The 19,619-nt window shown below is 43.6% G+C and carries 20 protein-coding genes; 2 read left to right on the forward strand and 18 right to left on the reverse strand.

Going from position 1 to position 19,619, the window contains the following annotated elements; translation table 11 throughout:
* Positions 1 to 162: 162 nt before the first annotated feature.
* On the reverse strand, positions 163 to 1,128 hold the full coding sequence (locus tag FFM75_RS10220; protein ID WP_137629077.1) for a hypothetical protein: 966 nt from the start codon (positions 1,126 to 1,128) through the stop codon (positions 163 to 165).
* Between the two features lie 136 nt (positions 1,129 to 1,264).
* Here FFM75_RS10220 and FFM75_RS10225 point away from each other — a divergent pair, with 136 nt between their 5' ends.
* Positions 1,265 to 2,458, forward strand: a complete 1,194-nt coding sequence (locus FFM75_RS10225) for an SAM-dependent methyltransferase (RefSeq protein WP_137629078.1) — start codon at positions 1,265 to 1,267, stop codon at positions 2,456 to 2,458.
* Between the two features lie 50 nt (positions 2,459 to 2,508).
* Here the strand turns inward: FFM75_RS10225 and FFM75_RS10230 are convergent, their stop codons facing one another.
* The 16 genes from FFM75_RS10230 to FFM75_RS10305 all read right to left on the reverse strand — a co-directional run bounded on the left by FFM75_RS10230 (position 2,509) and on the right by FFM75_RS10305 (position 17,057).
* Positions 2,509 to 3,225 carry a sulfite exporter TauE/SafE family protein gene (locus FFM75_RS10230; protein WP_137629079.1) on the reverse strand — a complete coding sequence of 239 codons (717 nt, stop codon included), beginning with the start codon at positions 3,223 to 3,225 and terminating at the stop codon, positions 2,509 to 2,511.
* Between the two features lie 75 nt (positions 3,226 to 3,300).
* Entirely contained in the window at positions 3,301 to 3,651 is a 351-nt protein-coding gene (locus FFM75_RS10235) for an AzlD domain-containing protein (RefSeq protein ID WP_137629080.1), read from the reverse strand.
* A 20-nt stretch (positions 3,652 to 3,671) separates the two neighbouring features.
* Positions 3,672 to 4,457, reverse strand: coding sequence for an AzlC family ABC transporter permease (locus FFM75_RS10240; protein ID WP_137629147.1), 786 nt, complete (start codon positions 4,455 to 4,457; stop codon positions 3,672 to 3,674).
* Between the two features lie 147 nt (positions 4,458 to 4,604).
* Positions 4,605 to 5,102, reverse strand: coding sequence for a GNAT family N-acetyltransferase (locus tag FFM75_RS10245; protein ID WP_137629081.1), 498 nt, complete (start codon positions 5,100 to 5,102; stop codon positions 4,605 to 4,607).
* A gap of 148 nt (positions 5,103 to 5,250) precedes the next feature.
* Positions 5,251 to 6,582, reverse strand: coding sequence for a D-alanyl-D-alanine carboxypeptidase family protein (locus tag FFM75_RS10250; RefSeq protein WP_137629082.1), 1,332 nt, complete (start codon positions 6,580 to 6,582; stop codon positions 5,251 to 5,253).
* Positions 6,583 to 6,646: 64 nt separating this feature from the next.
* The gene (locus FFM75_RS10255) at positions 6,647 to 7,807 is read right to left on the reverse strand and encodes a sensor histidine kinase (protein WP_137629083.1); all 1,161 of its coding nucleotides are present in this window, start codon (positions 7,805 to 7,807) and stop codon (positions 6,647 to 6,649) included.
* 15 nt (positions 7,808 to 7,822) lie between these two features.
* On the reverse strand, positions 7,823 to 8,512 hold the full coding sequence (gene croR / locus FFM75_RS10260; protein WP_137629084.1) for a response regulator transcription factor CroR: 690 nt from the start codon (positions 8,510 to 8,512) through the stop codon (positions 7,823 to 7,825).
* Positions 8,513 to 8,868: 356 nt separating this feature from the next.
* Entirely contained in the window at positions 8,869 to 10,020 is a 1,152-nt protein-coding gene (guaB, locus tag FFM75_RS10265; RefSeq protein WP_137629085.1) for an IMP dehydrogenase, read from the reverse strand.
* A gap of 173 nt (positions 10,021 to 10,193) precedes the next feature.
* Entirely contained in the window at positions 10,194 to 10,916 is a 723-nt protein-coding gene (locus tag FFM75_RS10270) for a DUF1129 domain-containing protein (RefSeq protein WP_223876661.1), read from the reverse strand.
* Positions 10,917 to 10,940: 24 nt separating this feature from the next.
* Positions 10,941 to 12,041, reverse strand: a complete 1,101-nt coding sequence (gene ychF / locus FFM75_RS10275) for a redox-regulated ATPase YchF (protein ID WP_137629087.1) — start codon at positions 12,039 to 12,041, stop codon at positions 10,941 to 10,943.
* A 23-nt stretch (positions 12,042 to 12,064) separates the two neighbouring features.
* A complete protein-coding gene (locus FFM75_RS10280) occupies positions 12,065 to 12,256 on the reverse strand; it encodes a DUF951 domain-containing protein (protein WP_137629088.1) in 192 nt (63 codons plus the stop codon).
* A gap of 20 nt (positions 12,257 to 12,276) precedes the next feature.
* A complete protein-coding gene (locus FFM75_RS10285) occupies positions 12,277 to 13,167 on the reverse strand; it encodes a ParB/RepB/Spo0J family partition protein (RefSeq protein ID WP_137629089.1) in 891 nt (296 codons plus the stop codon).
* The gene (locus FFM75_RS10290; protein ID WP_137629090.1) at positions 13,154 to 13,924 is read right to left on the reverse strand and encodes a ParA family protein; all 771 of its coding nucleotides are present in this window, start codon (positions 13,922 to 13,924) and stop codon (positions 13,154 to 13,156) included. Before FFM75_RS10290 ends, FFM75_RS10285 begins: the two co-directional genes overlap by 14 nt.
* 2 nt (positions 13,925 to 13,926) lie before the next feature.
* On the reverse strand, positions 13,927 to 14,778 hold the full coding sequence (gene noc / locus FFM75_RS10295) for a nucleoid occlusion protein (protein WP_137629091.1): 852 nt from the start codon (positions 14,776 to 14,778) through the stop codon (positions 13,927 to 13,929).
* Positions 14,779 to 14,796: 18 nt separating this feature from the next.
* A complete protein-coding gene (gene rsmG, locus FFM75_RS10300; protein WP_137629092.1) occupies positions 14,797 to 15,531 on the reverse strand; it encodes a 16S rRNA (guanine(527)-N(7))-methyltransferase RsmG in 735 nt (244 codons plus the stop codon).
* 242 nt (positions 15,532 to 15,773) lie between these two features.
* Positions 15,774 to 17,057, reverse strand: coding sequence for a NupC/NupG family nucleoside CNT transporter (locus FFM75_RS10305; RefSeq protein ID WP_137629093.1), 1,284 nt, complete (start codon positions 17,055 to 17,057; stop codon positions 15,774 to 15,776).
* Positions 17,058 to 17,702: 645 nt separating this feature from the next.
* Between FFM75_RS10305 and FFM75_RS10310 the strand changes: the two genes are divergently transcribed.
* Positions 17,703 to 18,551: an alpha/beta hydrolase gene (locus FFM75_RS10310; protein WP_137629094.1), complete on the forward strand. Its 849-nt coding sequence runs from the start codon at positions 17,703 to 17,705 to the stop codon at positions 18,549 to 18,551.
* Positions 18,552 to 18,622: 71 nt separating this feature from the next.
* On the opposite strand, the gene FFM75_RS10315 is transcribed toward FFM75_RS10310, so the two are convergent.
* Positions 18,623 to 19,522 (reverse strand): LysR family transcriptional regulator, encoded by a 900-nt coding sequence (locus FFM75_RS10315; protein ID WP_137629095.1) that lies wholly within the window; start codon positions 19,520 to 19,522, stop codon positions 18,623 to 18,625.
* Positions 19,523 to 19,619 lie beyond the last annotated feature (97 nt).

Genomic DNA, 19,619 nt, shown 5'->3' on the forward strand with positions numbered 1-19,619 from the left:
GTAAAGAAAAGGAACCCCGTTCGCAAGTGAACGAAGTTCCACATAAACCCTCCATCAACACCCGTTGACAAAGAGCCTAAAAAAATCACCGATTCACACTTGAAAATAAGCGTTTTATCGATGATTGTAAAGTCAATTGCCCTACTGACACTAACCTTTTAATTATTTAAATAATTTTTTTGCAGCTTGAACTGGTGAAATATGATCACTCGCCGCTGTTTGTAGCACGGTTCGAACATCTTGATCACTCAAAGCATCCGCATCAATCCCCGCTTCTTTTAATTCTGAACGCGTTGATTTAATTTGGCTACTTGAAACTGACGACCCATTGACTTGTTGTTGTGAACTTGTCACGGTGTATTCATTGCTACCAGAATAGTTGTTCGCAGCTTTTTGTTCTGAGTTGGTTAAGCCTGAGCTACTAGCATCTGCCTTACTTGTAGCAGTACTGCTATTGCTAGAAGAACTGGTGGCTTGACTACTACTGCTGTCACTCGTGCTATCAGTGGCACTGCTACTATTTTGTGAACTGCCATTCGTCACAACTGGTGTTGAACCAGTTAAAGATTTCAAAGCGGCATTGTTTTGTTTCCGTAATGCTTTAGCTTGTTTATAAATATCTTTATAGTAACTTTGACTAAAGTCCTTACTTTGGAACATCACGGTCAAAACACCATTAGAATCGGTAAATTCGTTAGTTTGGTTAAGTTCCAAAGCCTTTTGATAATTTTTACTATACGTCTTCCGTTTGTTAACGACACGTTTAATCAACTTTAACTCAGTTTTCGCACGACTAACCAACACTTTTGACCCGTTCTTGGTGTTCGAAACGGTGGTGAAGCTGGTTTTAGCTTGCGAAAATTGACGTTCCTTGATTGCGTTGGCGCCATCAACGTAAGTCTGCGTTTGCGTCAAGTAACGTTGTGCAACGGCATCGTTGGCTTTCGTACGCGTCGCCCGACTAAAGAATGATTCGGCTTGCGAATAATTTTTATCTTGAATGGCTTCTTTCCCATACCGCATCGCCGTGGCGTAAGCAGTGGCTTGTTCACGATGTTTCGAATAAGTGTAACCGCCGACACCAATCGCGATCACTGCTGCGACAATCACCCACATCCACTTTTTCAAAATGACACCCCCATTAGTTGGTTTCTTTATTATACCATGTTTAGCATCGTAACCGTGAGACCTAGTGCTTACATTCCGATTTTCATTGGCGTATAATAATGCTTGTATTTTTAATCGAGAAAGGATCTTTATTGTAATGCTAGAAAAGACGTTTTACCGCACCTTGTTAAGCCACTCCTTCAACATCCCGGTTCATGTGAACTACTGGGATGGCAGTAGCGAAAACTATGGTGGCGACGGTACTCCTGAAGTTACGGTCACCTTTAAAGAAGCCATTCCGATGCGCGATATTACCAAGAACGCTTCGATTGCCTTAGGCGAAGCTTATATGGATGGTAAGATTGAAATCGAAGGCAGTATTCAACAGTTAATCGAATCAGCTTACGAATCGGCCGATAGTTTCTTTAACAATTCGAAGTTTAAGAAATTTATGCCGAAGCAATCCCATTCAGAAAAGAAGAGCCAACAAGACATCCAAAGTCACTATGATGTCGGCAACGACTTTTATGAAATGTGGCTTGACCCAACTTTGACGTATTCGTGTGCCTACTTCCGGAACGAAGATGACACGTTGGAACAAGCTCAAATCAACAAAGTTCACCACATTATTCAAAAGTTGAACCCACAACCGGGTAAGACCTTATTGGATATTGGTTGTGGCTGGGGAACCTTAATGTTAACCGCCGCTAAAGAATACGGGTTGAAAGTTGTTGGGATTACGTTATCTCAAGAACAATACAACTTAGTTAACCAACGGATCAAAGACGAAGGCTTAAGTGATGTGGCTGAAGTTCGCTTAGAAGATTATCGTGAACTCGGTGACGAAACCTACGATTACATCACTAGTGTTGGGATGTTTGAACACGTTGGTAAAGATAACTTAGCGATGTATTTTGAACGCGTTAAGCACTATCTTAAAGACGATGGCGTCGCTTTGTTACATGGGATTACCCGGCAACAAGGTGGGGCGACCAATGGTTGGTTAGATAAATACATCTTCCCAGGTGGCTATGTCCCTGGGATGACTGAAAACCTACAACACATTGTTGACTGTGGGTTACAAGTTGATGACGTTGAAACCTTACGTCGCCATTACCAACGGACCACTGAAATGTGGGACGAAAACTTTAACGCTAAGCGTGAAGCAATTGAAGATAAAATGGGCACGCGCTTTACGCGGATGTGGGATTTATATCTCCAAGCCTGTGCTGCTTCATTCCAATCTGGGAACATTGATGTGATGCAATACCTTGTTTCTAAAGGCCCATCATCACTTAACTTACCAATGACCCGTGAATATATGTATGAAGATAATACTGTAAAAGCTTAATCAAGCTATAAAAGGCGGTCGCATTTAAGTTGCGACCGCCTTTTTGCTCGTCAAAAAATCAAATAATATAGCCCACTCAGCCCAATAAAGGCATAAATACCACGACGAATCACGGTCATCTTAAGTCTTGGTAACCAGTGCGCTGCTAAAGCCGTCCCAATAACGGCGCCAACCATCCCCACTAACACATAAGGAATAATCGTCGGCGTCAGAATCCCATTAATAACCCGCACAGTTGTGATATAAATAACGTCGACCAAGAAAAAGAGCTGTAAATTCGCCGTATATTTTGCCGTAGAATGTGATAACGACAAAAAATACAAGGCCATCAAGGGACCACCAATCCCAAAAAGCCCATTAAAAAAGCCCGAAATAATCATGAAGCTCACCGCAATCCACCATGGAAATGGCTTCGTCCCGGCCTGCTTGGCGATTGAAAAATATAGCGACAAACTCACTAATAGACCGCCAAGCAATCGTCGCAACACCGTTAAATCGAGCACTTGCCCCAAATGAACTGACCAGGCCGCCACACTGGCATAAATGATAAAGGGTGCCAGAATTCGCTTAACATTCAAAGCCCGGCGATATCGAATCACCAGGGTCAGCACACTAGCCGCCATAATCAAGCCCGCAACCCCCGCGCTTTGTGCCATCGGTAATAATGATGGTAAAAAAATCATCATGATAATGGCCGCACCAAAACCAGTCAGTCCTTGGACTAAACCAGCCAACAATCCTGGAATGAAGACTAATACCCAAGTCATTTTGGACACTCCTTTAACTAATATCAGTAACAGCTCACAAAAAAAGACCGGTTCCCCAGTCTTCGTAATTTACGATTATATATGCAGGACTAACACGAAAATCATCACTGACACTAACCCAACAACAACTGATAAAGTCATTGACCGTGTCCGATAAGCAATCACACCCACTAATATAGATGAAATAATCATGCCTAAGTTGCCCGATGTCATAATGTTGTACTTGCTATCCACAAATACACTCTTGACCACTAACGCGGTAAACAACGAGACCGGCACAAAGCGCATCCACTCATTAAACCATTCGGGAATCTGCCGCTTCGTAAAGAATAAAAGCGGAAAGAAACGTGGGATAAAGGCCACGATTGCACAAAAGATAATCAACCAAAAATGGTCCATACTATTCATTGAACTAACTGATTGCATAATATAAACTCCTCGGTGCCCTACTTGTCAGATTCTTCCATGGCCGATTGACCAGTGGGATCGTGAATCTTATACAACAAATGACTTTCTGGCTTACGTGCTAATAACTGACGTTCAATAAAGTAGCCGGTTAATGACGCAATTAACGTCGAGACCACTAATCCCAACGTACTCTTCATCAAAACGAGGAAGAAAATCGTTAAAACGCCGGATAAAGCACAGACTAAAATTGTCAAGCGACTCTTTGTTTGCATAATTGCCATATAAATAAACAAGGCTGTCAACGCAAAATCAACCACACTTAAATTGATGGTCAGCGCACTCCCAATTAAACTACCAACAATATTGCTGACCGTCCAAAAGAGTAATGAATAATGTTCAACTAATAAAGCTTGCGTTGGCTTCCAATGCTTATCCGTCGCAAATTTTAAATAATTGACCGCATAGTTTTCATCATTCATGGAAAACGCGAACGCAAAAATAAACGGTAACGGCTGCCCCTTTAAATAGCGGGACAAGCTGGAACCTAGTAACGCGTAGCGTAATTCCAAGAAAAACATCATCAAAATAATTGTCGTCATCGGTGCATTAATCGTCAACATCGATGCAATCAAAAATTGGGCGCCACCGGAAAAGACCATTACTGAAATCAACGCCGTCAGTAAGTGGTTGAACCCGGCTGCATGCAATAAGACCCCACAAGCGAGACCGATGGGGATATAGCTAAGCCCAAGTGGCATTACTGTCCGTAAAACCATTAACCAATTTGGCTCGTTCTTTTTCACCAAGAATGCCTCCAGTACCATACCAGTAAAGAATTCTAGCAACATTGTTTGATGTCTATTTGTTTAGACATTCGGGTTTAATTTTAACATGTTTCTAGCTGCAATCCTACCTTTTACATGAGATTGTTCGGCCATTCACACTATGTAATCGTTTGCAGTTAAAAATTATTAATCAAAATGGCGACCCAAAATAACCAAATCGTTTGGTCGTTGATCTAATTCTGCCACGGCTGGTAAGAACCCCCATTGATCGTAGCCGAATTTCTTAAAGAGTTTAATGCTGGGTAAATTGCTTGAAAAAATATAAGCCAATAAGGTCGTTAAGCCAACGGTCGTTAATTGATCGGGTACCATCGTTAAGACCTGACTACCGATTCCTTGGCCTTGAACACCACGGTCTAAATAAATCGAAATTTCAGCGGTTTTAGCATACGCTGCTCGCCCATAAAATGGTGAAAAGCTTAGCCAACCGACAACATTATCACCTTGTTCAACCACCCATAACGGGTAATGTTCCGGTGAATGTTCTAAAAACCAGGCTCGGCGTTGATCAACCGTGACCGGCTTAAGATCAGCTGTAACTTGATGACTTGGAATCGTTTGATTATAAATATCGACAATCGTAGGTAAATCTGACATGGTCGCTATCCGTAGCGTCACATCCATACTATCAACCTCCATTCAACGGCTTATGTAAGCCTAGACCTATTATACATTTTTATGCACCATCATTAAATTCCTTTTTCAATCAGTTAATGGGCACACTAAAAAAAGCGTTTGGACAAAGCTGTCCAAACGCCCAATGTCTTAAAATTTAGAACCAGCTCTTAATACCACGCCACATTCTGACGAAAATATTGGCCTTTTGAACTGATTTTTGTGGGGTCAAGTTGACTTGCATCGTCTTGCTCTTAGTCCCATTAACAACTTGAATCGCGGTCTTATTTAAGCTTAAGTTAGCCGTCCCAACCGTTTTACCGTGGGTCAACGGTGCTTGCAATTTACCACTAGTTGTCGCCGACTTCTTCAAGCTAGCCGTCCCTTTAATCGCAGAAGCATCGGTGCCAGTTGGCAAGTAGATCTTCGTGGCACTACTATTAGAAACCAATTTCGAGGTTAAAGCTTTCCCATCTTGCACATCAACAGCCTTCACATTATTGATCGACTTGTTTTTATCCAAGGTTGTCGTGGTAAAGTTGTGATAAACATATGACATGATCTTAGCCGTTTGGGTAAACCGTTCCGTCCCACTATCATTGGCGGAACCAGCATGCATTACGACCGTAATAATCCGGTTACCATTACTAAACTTAACAGTCCCAGTAAAGGCATTCCCGGCTTTAGTTGACGTCCCAGTCTTCAACCCATCCACTGGTAAAGCGGAATAATGTTTAACTAAGCCCTTCAACATGTAGTTACGGTTATCCATCTTAGTTGCCGAACTCGTGCCTTTTTCAAACCAAGCATGGGCAATGCTTGAAGTCTTCAAGACTTCCGGATATTTACTCAATAACTTTTGCGCAACGGTAGCAACATCTTGGGCCGACATTTCGTTTTCTTCAGAACCCGCAATGTTACTATAACCAATCGTACTACCGACTTCTTTATTGGTTAACCCAGAAGCATTAATGATCGTCGCATCCGTAATCCCAAAGGACTTCGCCGTTTTCCGCATTAATTGAACGAACTTATGTGGCGTCCCGGCAACCGCATCACCTAACGCCGTAATCGCTGCGTTAGCAGAATAAATTTCAGTCGCATTATATAATTGCCGTACTGAATACGTCTTAGTTGATAGCAATGGCACGTTGGCATATGACGTGTTTTGACTCATCTTAGCCACGGCCTTGCTGACACTGATCTTTTGATTCCAAGACAACTTACCTTCATGAATCGCCTTTAAAACCAAATAAGTACTCAACATCTTCGTCATTGACGCAATCGCCATTGGCTTAGTGCTGTTCTTGCTATATAAAATCTGACCCGTACTAGCGTCAACGGCAATCGCCGCTTTCGCTGAAATTGATGGGGTGCTAGCCGCTTGTGCGGTCATGGTGGCATCGGCCACGCCTAATCCAGTGGTCGTGAAGGTGACTGCCGCCACTAAGGCAATCATCGTTTTCTTTAACTTTCCAGCAAATCTCATTTCTCAATTATCCCTTTCCTGAATGCTACTTTTAAGTTTAAATAATTATGCAACCTGAAACAAGCTAATTTGCAACTTTCCGTTCCTTTTTCGTTAATGGATGATCATGTTTGACGGGTAAGTGGATCACAAAGCTCGTCAATTCATCATCACTTTGGGCATAAATATAACCGCCATGATGTTCGACAATACTTTGCGCAATTGCTAACCCCAAGCCCGAGCCGCCCGTTGCTTTGGAACGCGACTCTTCAACCCGGTAAAATCGTTCAAACAACATCCCTAATGAATCAGCTGGAATTCGTTTACCATCATTGGCAACCCGAATCACCACTTCTTCACCCCGTTGTTCAGCTTGTAAGATCACCTTCTTAGCGCCAGTGCCGTATTTAAACGCATTGGTAATTAAGTTGTTAAAGACCCGACCGAGCTTTTCCGCATCGGCTTCCAAATAAATCGGTTTTGGGCCAGTTTCAACTTCAATCGTGAGTTGTTTCTTATTCGCTTCTAGTTCAAAACTTGCTGCCAATTGCTCCATCATCGCCGTAATATTTAGTCGATTGATATTGAGCGGTGTTTCGGTCTGGCGAACTTTCGTATATTCGAAAAGGTCTTCAACCAGTGATTTCATCTGTGTGGCCTTGTTATAGGCGATATGCGTGTATTTAACCAAGTCTTCTTCAGATTGGTACTGGTGATTTTCAATCAAGCCTAGATAGCCAATAATTGATGTTAACGGGGTCCGAATATCATGACTCACATTCGTAATCAACGCATCTTTAGACCGTTCGATCTCCCGTTCTTCATCCATAGAATGAATCGCGGAGTCGACTAACGCATTGACACTTTCAACCACGCGTTGCGTATCACCCGTCAAGCTAAAATCGATACGATGATCAAAGTGGCCCGCCGCAATATAATGCAATTCACTAATGATATGACGTAATTGCATCTGTTTGTAACGCCGAATTAGTCGCCAATACAAAACAAAGGCATCTGCAATCAGCATGAGCGCCACAAACAGATTCTCATAGCTCCAAAGCTGATAATTCGTTGGTCCTAATTTGATGGACCGTTTAATTTGAAAAATCCCACTTTGTAGCCCGGGATTATGCGCAATCGCTTGGTTGATCAAGACCACGATTGACAAGTTCAAAAGGAGTAGCAAAATCACAGTTACTACTCCTTCGAAGAATAATTCACTTTTTTCGCGTCCTGTTAATTTCAAACTTAACCCTCACTCTTACCGCGATTCAATCTTGTAACCAACGCCCCAAACAGTTTGGATCACTTTTTCGCCATCGGTGGCTTCTTCAATCTTATCGCGCAAATGGCTCACATGGACCATGACTGTCTTAGCGGACACGATGCTTTCTTGTTGCCAAACCCGTTCAAAAATATCATCAGCTGAAAAGACCCGATTGGGATGACTAGCCAATAAATATAAGATACCGAATTCTAATGCGGTAAGTTGAATGTCTTTACCAGTCAAAGTCTTCACTTCATGGGAGTCTTTATTGATCACTAACGGTCCGATATCCAAAATATCTGGTTCATTAGTCGTCACATTGTTTTCTGACCGCCGTAAGAGTGATTTGACCCGCGCCATAATTTCTAGCGGATTAAATGGCTTCGTTACATAATCATCGGCCCCAGTAATCAAGCCTTGGATTTTATCCATATCACCAGTCTTGGCTGATAAGACTAAAATTGGTAATTGTGAGTCTTTACGGACTTCTTTAATGACTTCAATCCCATCCATTTCAGGCATCATGATATCCAAGATCATCAAGGCAATGTCAGGATTCGTATTTAATTTAGTTAAAGCTTCCTTACCGTTAAAAGCACTAACGGGTTCGTAGCCTTCATTTTTAATATAAATTTCTAATAATTGTGCTATTTCTTTGTCGTCATCGACTACTAAAATTTTCATATTTGATTTGCTCCTCATTAATTGAGTAATTATGATTCTATTCTAACAAAAAGTTGGCCTAACTTGGGGGTTGGACCGCTTTTTTAGTGAAATCGCAAGGAATCAGAGTGTGAGCGAAGACGGGTTGCCAGTGAACACGTTTCGGCTCGATAGCCAGGTAAACGTGTTCTTAGTTAACGAGCCGAAACGTGTTCAGGCGGGCAGCTTCTTCCGCTTAGCTACACTAGGTGACCATGGTGAAAGACCACACCATAATCCCCTAGCTAGGCTAATGCTCAGAAGCTCCCACCCGCCTTCACACTCAAAAAAAAGAGCCCGGAACCGAAGTCCCCGACTCTCAACGCAGATTCAACTAATTACCCGTTAACCGAATAGTTAGGTGCGTTCTTCGTAATTTGAATTTCATGTGGATGTGATTCCCGCAAACCGGCACCAGAGATTTCCACGAATTGGGCATTTTCAATCAAGGCATTTAAATCCTTTGCCCCAACATAACCCATCCCAGAACGTAAGCCACCGAGCATTTGGAAGATAATGTCATCGACACTCCCCTTAAATGGCACGCGACCTTCGACCCCTTCAGGGACCAACTTGTTGGCTTCATTAACGCCACCTTGGAAGTAACGATCAGATGAACCATGTGCTTGTGACATCGCACCAACGGAACCCATTCCACGATAGAATTTGTATTGACGACCATCGTCAAAAACAACTTCACCAGGTGCTTCAGTGGTCCCAGCTAACATACTCCCAAGCATTACGGCGTTCCCACCAGCAGCTAAGGCCTTCACGATATCACCAGAATACTTGATCCCACCGTCAGCGATGATTGGCTTGCCGTATTCGCGTGCAACACTAGCAGCATCATAAACGGCTGTTAATTGTGGCACCCCAACACCAGCAACGATCCGCGTCGTACAGATTGAACCAGGGCCAATCCCAACTTTGACAACATCAACACCGGCTTCAAATAAAGCTCGTGTGCCTTCAGCAGTTGCCACATTCCCAGCAATCAAGGTTTGCTTAGGGAAATGTTCGCGAATTTCTTTGATCTTACGTAAGACCCCTGCAGAATGACCATGCGCGGTATCGATGATGATCGCATCGGCGCCGGCCGTAAACAAGGCTTCAGCCCGATCAAAGGTATCACTCGTCACCCCAACTGCGGCAACAGCTAACAAATGGTTGTTCGCATCAACGGCAGCATGTGGATGATCAGCCGTTTTCTCAACAGCCTTAACTTTGCTAACTTCTTCGGCTTGGGCTTCAATGCTCAAGTTCTTATGAATAACTGCTAACCCACCTTGGTTCGCCATCGCGATCCCCATGGCAGATTCTGAAACAGTATCCATCCCCGCACTAATAATTGGAATATTAAGTTGCAAATTATCAGCCAGCTTGACACCTAGATGAACTTCATTCGGTAAAACATGACTTTCGGCCGGAATTAATAGTACATCATCAAACGTATAACCCTTTTTTCCAAACTTTGTATCCCAATTAGACATTGAACGTTAGCTCCTTATGATTTTATTTTATCTGTAAAGGTAACAAAACATCGCGACAAATGCAAGGGTTAGTCTGGATTATCAGTAACTTTTCATTTAATTCATCGTCACTGCGGACCCACCGCTAACAAAAAATCTGAGGGCATCTGCCTCAGATTTTTTACCTTGCCACGCTAGAATAAACTGGTCGTAATGTTGTAACGGCGTTTGAGCCATAAACGAGCCACAAACACGATTGCCGCAATAATCAAGTACCAGATAGCTGATAAAGCTGGGTTGATTGACGTTGGCAATGCTGCTGCCAAGGTAAAGATCATCATCCAAGCAATAATCGCCATGACGGACCATAAAATCTTCCGCCAAGTTGGCACTTTGTTTTTCTTGTTTTTAGCTGGTTGCAAGTAATCAAATAACTTGGCAACGCCAAGACCACCAACGATCGACGTGATCAAGATGGCCGTAATACCTTGTGCCCCAGCTTGTTCTGATGAGGTTTTGCCAAAGAAACCAATGGCACCATACATCAAACAGAAAATCATGAATAACATTAACCCGTTATCCAAAGCCGTGATCCAGTAATTAGCCCGCACTTGTTCAGCAGGATCTTTTTTAGGCCCTTCAACAATTTCTTGTGTCCGTTCTTGGACCGTCCCATACAATTGGCGCGCAGTCGTCCCTTTATGTTGTTCAGTTAATAACGTCGCCGTCATTTCATCTAGCGCTGCTTTTTTCTTTTCTCCAGTGAGGCTAGTCGCGTTTAAAGCTTTACGCATTTGGCGCATGTATTCACCATTTCGCTTCGTTAACTCACTATCTTCTCGAACAGGATGTTCAGCCGCTTGGATTTGTTTGGCGCCAGCTTGGGCGTTCCGCGGTTCTTTAGGTGCTTCACTCACGAGCAAGTCCTCCTTTGCTTAAGCTTAGACGTTGAATCGGAATTCAACGATATCGCCATCTTGCATGACGTAATCTTTACCTTCAAGTCGTAATTTACCATTTTCTTTGACTTTGGCTTCATTACCCGCTGCATCTAAGTCAGCAAATGACATGACTTCGGCCCGAATGAATCCACGTTCAAAATCAGAGTGAATAATCCCAGCCGCTTGAGGGGCCTTAGTGCCGCGTTTAAACGTCCAAGCACGCGTTTCCTTGCCACCAGCCGTAAAGAAGGTTTCAAGGCCTAAGAGCTTGTAAGAAGCCCGGATAAGCTTATTCAAGCCTGGTTCTTCAACGCCTTCAGCTGCCAAAAAGTCGGCCTTGTCGTCATCGTCTAATTCCGCGATTTCTTCTTCAGTTTCCGCAGCCACACCAATGGCTTGGGCGCCTTCGTTCTTCGCGTAGTCAGCAACAACTTGATAATATTTTGAACTTTCAGGGTCCGCCATATCATCTTCAGCGATATTAGCCACATATAAAACTGGCTTAGACGTCAACAAGAATAAGCCACGAACAATCGCTTGTTCGTCCTCATTAAATTCAAGTGACCGGACTGGTTTGCCATCTTCCAAAGCTGGTTTGATCTTTTGTAAAACAGCCAATTCAGCTTTGGCTTCTTTGTCGCTACCCTTAGCGGCACGTTGCACTTTAGCCAAGCGCTTGTCAACGGCTTCAAGGTCCGCCAAGCTCAATTCCAAGTTGATGGTTTCAATATCATCTTGTGGGTCAACCTTCCCCGTCACATGCGTGATGTTGTCGTCATCAAACGCCCGCACCACATGAACGATCGCGTCAACTTGGCGAATGTTTTCCAAGAACTTGTTCCCTAGACCTTCACCCTTGCTAGCACCTTTAACGATCCCAGCGATATCAGTAAATTCAAACGTCGTTGGAACCACTTTTTTGGCGGGAATAATTTCTTGAATCCGGTCTAAACGATCATCTGGGACTTCGACCATTCCCACGTTTGGATCAATCGTTGCGAACGGATAGTTGGCCATTTCGGCGCCGGCCTTCGTAATTGCGTTAAATAGTGTTGATTTACCCACATTTGGTAACCCAACGATCCCTGCTGTAAGTGCCATATCAGTTATTCACTCTTCCTTTATTAATCTTCTTTAGCTTTTTTAACAAGAACTTTTTTGAGTTTCTTATCGAACTCACGACGCGTCATCATGACCACGTGACCACAACCGGTACATTTAATCTTAATGTCCGCGCCCATCCGCGTAATTTCCCAGCGATTTACGCCACACGGATGCGCTTTCTTCATTTCGACAATATCACCTAAATCATACATGCGCAACGCTCCTTCACAAATTAATTCAAATCGACGTGTAAGATTTCCAAAATCCGGGTTAAATCATCATTTGACAAATACGGAATTTCAATCTTGCCTTGCTCTTTTTGGTTCGCTTTGGCTTGGATCGAAACAGCCGTCCCAAATTTTTCTTGTAATTGTTCTTCACTTGCCCGAATATATGGTGACTTTTTAACGATCACTTTTTTGGCAGGTTGTTTGGCATCACCATTGTAGCGCGCCACAATTTGTTCCAATTGACGCACGGTTAAATTATCTTTAACGGCTTTTTTTGCCAAGGGTGCTAGCTTCGTTTTATCTTTTAATGATAGCAACGTCCGCGCTTGGCCCATTGAGAGTTGACCTTTTTGAATCAACTGTTTAACCGCTGCTGGCAAGCCTAACAGGCGCAAATAATTGGCGATATAAGGCCGACTCTTACCTAACCGTTTTGACACTTCAGCTTGGGTCAACTTCAACTTCTTCATCAAAGAATCGTAAGCTTCCGCTTCTTCTAATGGCGTCAAGTCTTCGCGTTGCAAGTTTTCCAACACGGCGACTTCCATCATTTCTTCTTCAGTCACATCCCGGACAATCGCTGGAATCGTGGCTTGTTTAGCTAACTTCGAAGCTCGGAAACGACGTTCACCAGCAATAATTTCATACTTTTGAATTTCTGCATCCGGTTGCCGTACGATAATTGGTTGAAACACGCCTGATTTTTTAATCGAACTAGCGAGTTCTTTTAACGCTGCTTGGTCAAACTTTTGCCGTGGTTGATAAGGGTTAGCGCGAATATCCGTTAACGCAAGATCAACAACTGCTGCTTCACTTTCAGGTTCATCAACATCTGCAAATAAGGCATCGATTCCCCGCCCTAACGCTTTGCTTTGATCTTTACTTCTTGCCATGCGCAGCTAACACTTCCTTTGCTAAGGCTGAATAAACTTGGGCCCCTTTTGATTTTGGATCGTAATCAATAATCGATAACCCATGACTTGGCGCTTCTGATAAACGCACATTTCGGGGAATAATCGTGTCATAAACCGCGTCTTTGAAGAACTTCCGCACTTCCTCATTGACTTGTTGACCAAGATTAGTCCGGGCATCGTACATCGTTAATAAAACGCCTTCGATCTTTAATTGGCGATTAAAATGCTTTTGCACTAACTTCACGGTGTTTAGCAACTGACTCAACCCTTCCAATGCATAGTATTCACTTTGCACTGGAATCAAAATTGAATCACAAGCCGTAAATGCATTGATCGTCAGTAGCCCTAACGAAGGGGGACAATCAATCAACACAAAATCGTAGTCATCGCGCACTTCATCAATGGCATCACGCAACCGCGTTTCCCGCGCCATCATTGGCGTGAGTTCGATTTCAGCTCCGGATAATTGAATCGTAGCTGGGACGATATCTAGCCCTGGATGCGTGGTGTGTAAAATCGTTTCTTTCATCGGGGTGTCGTTAATCAAAACATCGTAAATTTCATGTTCGATTGCTGATTTTTGAATCCCCAATCCGCTTGTGGCATTGCCTTGCGCGTCCGTATCAATTAATAGTACTTTTTGGCCTTGTTCGACTAACCCAGCACCTAAGTTGATGCTCGTGGTCGTCTTGCCAACGCCACCTTTTTGGTTGGCGAGTGCAATTACGGCTCCCATAATTATTTACCACCCCTTGGTTGATTTTTCGGGATTTCAATTGTGATGCGATACCCATCGCCAGTATCTTCTTCATGCGTCTTTACTGGTAGGCCGGTATCCGTCACCATCTTAATCGAATGTTTAATCGTATTGACTGCAATCCGGGTATCTCCCGTTAATCCCCGTGGTCGCCGTTTTTTCGGCTTTGGCGGTGTCACTAACTTTTGAATCAGTTGTTCCGTCTCTTTAACCGTCAATGCTTGGTCAATGACTTTAGCTAGCACATCAACTTGTTGCGCCGGCGTTAGTGTCAGCAGTGCCCGGCCATGCCGTTCACTGATTTGCCGTTGTAATAAAGCTTGTTGAACTGGCTTAGCTAACTTCAATAGCCGCAACTTATTGGCGACAAATGATTGACTCTTACCAAGTTCACTGGCCAAGGCCGCTTGCGTTAGCTCATTGAGCTGCATCAATTCTTGATACGCCGTGGCTTCTTCAATCACCGTCAAATCTTGCCGTTGCAAGTTTTCAATCAACGCCATTGAGGCCGTTTCGCCGTCATCCATTTTTTGAATGATCGCTGGCACATCCGCCCAATGTAAGGACATGATCGCCCGAAACCGCCGTTCACCAGCAATGATTTCATATTTCTTAGGTTCATATTCCCGTAACACGATTGGTTGTAATAACCCGTGTTCAGCGATGGTCGCCGCTAATTCCGCAATACCGGCCTCGTCAAAAACTTGGCGCGGTTGAAAACGGTTTGGAATAATGGCCGTTACCGGGACGCGAACAATTTGTTGATTGTTCGACGCCGCGGCCGTGTCCTTATCACGCTTATCGCGATTCGAGCCAAATAAGGAGAATGCCATTTGAATTACCTCCCAACATTATTCATGCGCCGTTAACGGCTGCTTAGCCGGTGTTCCCGGTTTCCGGGGATACCGTTTAGGTGATGGGCGCTTCTTGTCGATCACAACAATATGCCGCGGATCACCCGTTTCTGGTAATGTAAATGCTTGGTCGTCAGTCAGCTGCCCACCTAATTGTTGAATCGCATAGGCACCTTCCGCCGTTTCAGTCCGCGTGTTGGCTGCCTTTAAAGCGACCATTTGACCACCGACTTTTACAAGTGGCAAGCATAATTCGCTCAACACTGATAACCGCGCAACCGCCCGTGCCGTCACTAAGTCATAGCTTTCACGGTGCACCGACTTTTTACCGGCAAAGGTTTCAGCACGATCATGGAAAGTTTGAACCCCCGTCAAGCCTAACGCTGCCACCAAATCATTTAAGAAATTAATCCGCTTATTCAACGAATCAACGATCGTCACTTGTAGTTGTGGAAAGACGATCTTTAATGGTAATGACGGGAAGCCCGCCCCAGCACCAACATCACACAACGTTAGTGGTTGGTCTCGTAATGCGGCCACATAAAATGCCGGCGTAATCGAGTCATAAAAATGTTTCAAATACACTTCGGCTTGATCAGTAATCGTGGTTAAGTTAAATTGACGATTAGTTGCAACGAGTCGTTCATAGTAAGTCGCAAACTGGGCCATCTGCTGATCATTCAGCGTAATACCCTTGGCCGCCAATGCTTGTTTAAATTCTTCTGGATTCATGTAACGCTCCTTAAAATAAAGGTGTAACACCCTGACAGTTGTGAAACAAAAACAATGTTTCACGTCACTTCATAACTTTAACTTAAAACTAGGGTAAAATCAATGCTCCGACCCGCAATATTAAGCGTGACCAACCCTTGTGAATGCTACATTTTCACTGTAATAGCGGGTTTCAATTTTAACAACGAAAAAACGCCCGGCAAAATTGCCGAACGCTTTTAATAACTGATTTTAAATTAAGCTTACCAAACGAATAAGCCGACGACCCCTGATGATAAGAGGGAAACTAAAATCCCAGATAACAACATGTAGCCGACATTCCGTGAAATTAAGTCATTCTTTTCACGATCAACGATTCCTTTGAACGCCCCAATGATCATCCCGACCGTTGAGAAGTTTGCAAATGAGGTTAAGAAGACCGTCAAGACAGCGCGGAAATGTGGTGAGAAGGTGCTAACCTTACCGGTAACTTCACCCATGACAACGAATTCGTTTGTTACTAACTTCGTCCCCATGTATGAGGCCAATTGGAACGCATCGTGCGCATTGAAGCCAAGTAACCAAGCAAATGGGAACATGATGACCCCAAAGATATTTTCAAGTGATAAGTTCGTATTGATCAAACCTAATAACTTATCGATTAATTTGGCTAAGGCCACAAAGGCAATAACGTTAGCCGCGATAATTAAGATTAACTTACCGGCACCTAAGATTGAGTCGCCTAAGAAAGAGAAGAATGGTTCGCGAGCTGGCTTAGCTGCTTTAACTTGTTCATCAGCTAAGGTTTCAGAACCGCTAGTTTCGGTCGTTGCTGTTGTTTCTTCAACGGCAGCACTACCGCCAACTTTAGCAATCGTATCTTCTTCTGGTTTCACTTCAACTGGGTTCAAGATAGCTGCAATAATCGCCGCATTTAAGACGTTCATTGGCACCGCCGTCAAAATAAATTGACCTGGCATCATCTTGATATAAGCCCCTAAAATTGAAGCCGTCACACAACTCATTGACATCATCGCAATGGTTAAGTTCCGTTGTGCTTTCATTTGCTTCAATTGTAATTGTGAAACAGCTAAAGCTTCGGTGTTCCCTAAGAACATCATTTCAACAACGAAGAATGATTCGAATTTTGGTTGACCGGTAATATAAGCTAACCCACGGCCGACCCATTTAATGATCCATGGCAAAACGCCGATGTACGTTAAAATATCGAATAATGGCACAATCAATAAAATTGGCAATAATGAACTGGTAACGAAGTCCATTTGCTTAACATTGACCCAACTGGCCAAGGCAAATGAAATCCCATCATATGAAACGTTCACTAACCAAGTAAACCCGTCAGCAGCTGCTTTAACAGCATCGACCCCGACTTGTGACCCGGTTAAGAACCATGCTAAGAGTACTTCTAAAACCAACATGATACCAACTGAACGCCAGTGAATGGCGTGCTTTTGCTTGGAGAATAAGTAGGCGATGGCGATGAACACCACAATCCCAATAATATTAACCACCAAGTTAAAGACCATGTGAATAATCCCTCTTCCCTATAAAGTTAGTGACCCAATAAAATATTAAGAAAAAACTACCTTTATTAAGATACCATAAATATTTATACGGTGGGAGGTCTTCCGGACAAAATAATCCAATTAATTTAAGGACCCCAAAACCGCGTTATATCAGCAACGAAAAGACCGGCTAGCTCTAAAAAGTTAACCGGTCCAATTTAGAACGTGGTCGTCAAAAGTGGCCACGCGCCCCTGCCAAGGACCCTCATCATACCACGTTCACCAACTTAGCGAACTAAATAATTGACCCGTCCCCTAAATGCGCGTAAGCTACAGTCAATTAATGAAAGGGGGTGATGCTTTTTGAGTACCATATCTAATCTTAAAGCATCAGTCTCTGCCCTGTTCGGAGCACAAGACTGATTGCCTTTAAGGAGACCTGACCAAATCAATTGGTCAGGTCTTTTTGTGTTTTAATAAGCGAAGATTAGGCGTGTAAGCCCCTGCCAACTTCACGTCGCTCAATCTAGACCATTATCACAATTATTGGCAAGAAGCCTTTGAAAATCACCAATTTACGACAAACACCAGTTGCAACTTCTGCTTAATTAAGCTAAATTTAGGATTGAAGGATTCAACTAACGGGGATGGAGGCAGCAACGGACCATGAAAAGTACCACAAAACAAGGCTTAATTACCACTGGGTGGTTTGCGATTTTGCTCGCAGTCATCGGTGGCACGATGTTGTGGCAACGCCAAGTCCGCCATCCACGCCAAAAGGTCAGTGCGGTGACCGTTACTTCGACTGATCGAATTCCAACGGTTCTGCTACTCGGCAATCAGACGAGTACCAGCCACGGTCGTCAATTAGTCGCCGGTTTACAACAAAACAACGGCGCTCAATCAATCGTGAAAGCACAAATCAGCCGGCAAGGGACCGTCACCTTCATCGGTCGGTTCCAACCGCATGACAATCGTCCTTATTTAAAAATCATGTTGCCAACCGGTCGCGCAACTGCCAAGCAACAAGCCCAGTGGGTCCGCGCCATTTTACGGCAAGCCCAACAACAACTGGCTTTCAAGAAATTCAATTTAATTAGCTATGACGATGGCGGTATCGTTGCCACCCGGTACTTATCCCGGACAACTGCAGCGCTAACCCCACAAAACTTTGTCGCGATCGCCACACCGTTTAATGGGACTAGTAGTCGTTTAAATACTGAAAAGACGACCGCTGTAACGACCCAACGTCAAACAACAGTCTTAAAACAATTGATCGCTGAACGTCATCAAATCAATCGCCACATGCGCGTCTTACTCATTGCCGGCCATGCTAAATCAGCCACCAAAGGCGATGGTGTCGTGCCAATCCAAAGTGCCTTAGCCGGGCAAGCTGTCTTTAGCACCCAAGTCACCCACTATCAACAACGGGTCTTACACACTTGGCGCGCGAGTCACGACCAACTTTTTAACAGTTGGCGGCTCGTTAATTTAATTCAAAACTTTATTAACTAACTACTAAAAAACGACGTTCAATTTTGAACGTCGTTTTTAGCTATCAGCTACGCAATCGCAACTAGCCGAGCCTAGGCTTGCCAGAGCATGTCATCATGATATTCATCCGTTAAAAATTGCTTGATTGACCGAATCATCATTGACGTCGACGGCGCCGTCGCTTGCGTCTTGTTAGCGACTAAGGCAATCTCACGATTATACGGTTCCGCAAATGGATAAGTATTCACATCACCGGTTAGTTTCTTCAAGGCTAACTTGGGTAAAATCCCCATGCCAAGTCCAGATTCCACCATCGAAATAATCGATTGATCATCGATTGAAAACCGTAAGAAGTTATTCGTCACATGATAATGGTCTAACGCCAATTTCGTATCGCGATCGTAGTCACTCTGTTGCAAAATAAAGTTTTGATCGGCCACATCATCAATCGTGATAAATTGGCCATTTTCTGGTTCAAATCCAGCTGGTGTCACACAATAAATCGGGTCATTAATCAATGGATGGACTAATAAATTGTCACTGACCGGCATTGAGGTAAACCCAATATCGATCGTGCCAATTTTAGCCCACTTCGTAATATCATTAAAATCTCCCTGAACGACCGAAATCTCAATGTCTGGGTACTCGTGATTGAACCGGCGAATGATACGTGGTAACCAATTGATACAAACACTACTGAACCCACCAATTCGAACGGACCCTGAATGAAGCCCCTGAATGTTATCCGCCACTTGTCGTAAATTGCCTTCAGTATTTAAGATTTCTTGCACATATGGCAAGACTTGCCGACCATCGCTCGTTAATTCAACCCCCGAACGGTTCCGAATGAATAAAGGAAAACCGAGTTCTTTTTCTAATTGGTTAATCGAATGACTGACCGCACTTGGCGTCACATTTAACGTCGCTGCCGCTTGATAGAAGGTTTTCTGTGCAACCACAGTTGCAAAGACTTCATATGCAAAGTTCGCCATAATTTAAATTGCTCCTTAGATGAATTGATTTCACTTTTAATTGAAAAAGTTGAGCTTTACTAAATTCACCCTCCATTTTATCATATGGACATTAAGA

Origin of the sequence: Lactiplantibacillus daowaiensis (assembly GCF_005405085.1) — a bacterium.
Classification (GTDB): domain Bacteria; phylum Bacillota; class Bacilli; order Lactobacillales; family Lactobacillaceae; genus Lactiplantibacillus; species Lactiplantibacillus daowaiensis.

Bases quoted from the DNA above. Each gene is read 5' to 3' on its own strand.
- FFM75_RS10225 (WP_137629078.1), top strand. From the start codon at position 1,265: ATGCTAGAAAAGACGTTTTACCGCACCTTGTTAAGCCACTCCTTCAAC.
- FFM75_RS10230 (WP_137629079.1), bottom strand. From the start codon at position 3,225: ATGACTTGGGTATTAGTCTTCATTCCAGGATTGTTGGCTGGTTTAGTC.
- FFM75_RS10235 (WP_137629080.1), bottom strand. From the start codon at position 3,651: ATGCAATCAGTTAGTTCAATGAATAGTATGGACCATTTTTGGTTGATT.
- FFM75_RS10240 (WP_137629147.1), bottom strand. From the start codon at position 4,457: ATGGTACTGGAGGCATTCTTGGTGAAAAAGAACGAGCCAAATTGGTTA.
- FFM75_RS10245 (WP_137629081.1), bottom strand. From the start codon at position 5,102: ATGGATGTGACGCTACGGATAGCGACCATGTCAGATTTACCTACGATT.
- FFM75_RS10250 (WP_137629082.1), bottom strand. From the start codon at position 6,582: ATGAGATTTGCTGGAAAGTTAAAGAAAACGATGATTGCCTTAGTGGCG.
- croR (WP_137629084.1), bottom strand. From the start codon at position 8,512: ATGAAAATTTTAGTAGTCGATGACGACAAAGAAATAGCACAATTATTA.
- guaB (WP_137629085.1), bottom strand. From the start codon at position 10,020: ATGTCTAATTGGGATACAAAGTTTGGAAAAAAGGGTTATACGTTTGAT.
- ychF (WP_137629087.1), bottom strand. From the start codon at position 12,041: ATGGCACTTACAGCAGGGATCGTTGGGTTACCAAATGTGGGTAAATCA.
- FFM75_RS10280 (WP_137629088.1), bottom strand. From the start codon at position 12,256: ATGTATGATTTAGGTGATATTGTCGAAATGAAGAAAGCGCATCCGTGT.
- FFM75_RS10285 (WP_137629089.1), bottom strand. From the start codon at position 13,167: ATGGCAAGAAGTAAAGATCAAAGCAAAGCGTTAGGGCGGGGAATCGAT.
- FFM75_RS10290 (WP_137629090.1), bottom strand. From the start codon at position 13,924: ATGGGAGCCGTAATTGCACTCGCCAACCAAAAAGGTGGCGTTGGCAAG.
- noc (WP_137629091.1), bottom strand. From the start codon at position 14,778: ATGGCATTCTCCTTATTTGGCTCGAATCGCGATAAGCGTGATAAGGAC.
- rsmG (WP_137629092.1), bottom strand. From the start codon at position 15,531: ATGAATCCAGAAGAATTTAAACAAGCATTGGCGGCCAAGGGTATTACG.
- FFM75_RS10305 (WP_137629093.1), bottom strand. From the start codon at position 17,057: ATGGTCTTTAACTTGGTGGTTAATATTATTGGGATTGTGGTGTTCATC.
- FFM75_RS10310 (WP_137629094.1), top strand. From the start codon at position 17,703: ATGAAAAGTACCACAAAACAAGGCTTAATTACCACTGGGTGGTTTGCG.
- FFM75_RS10315 (WP_137629095.1), bottom strand. From the start codon at position 19,522: ATGGCGAACTTTGCATATGAAGTCTTTGCAACTGTGGTTGCACAGAAA.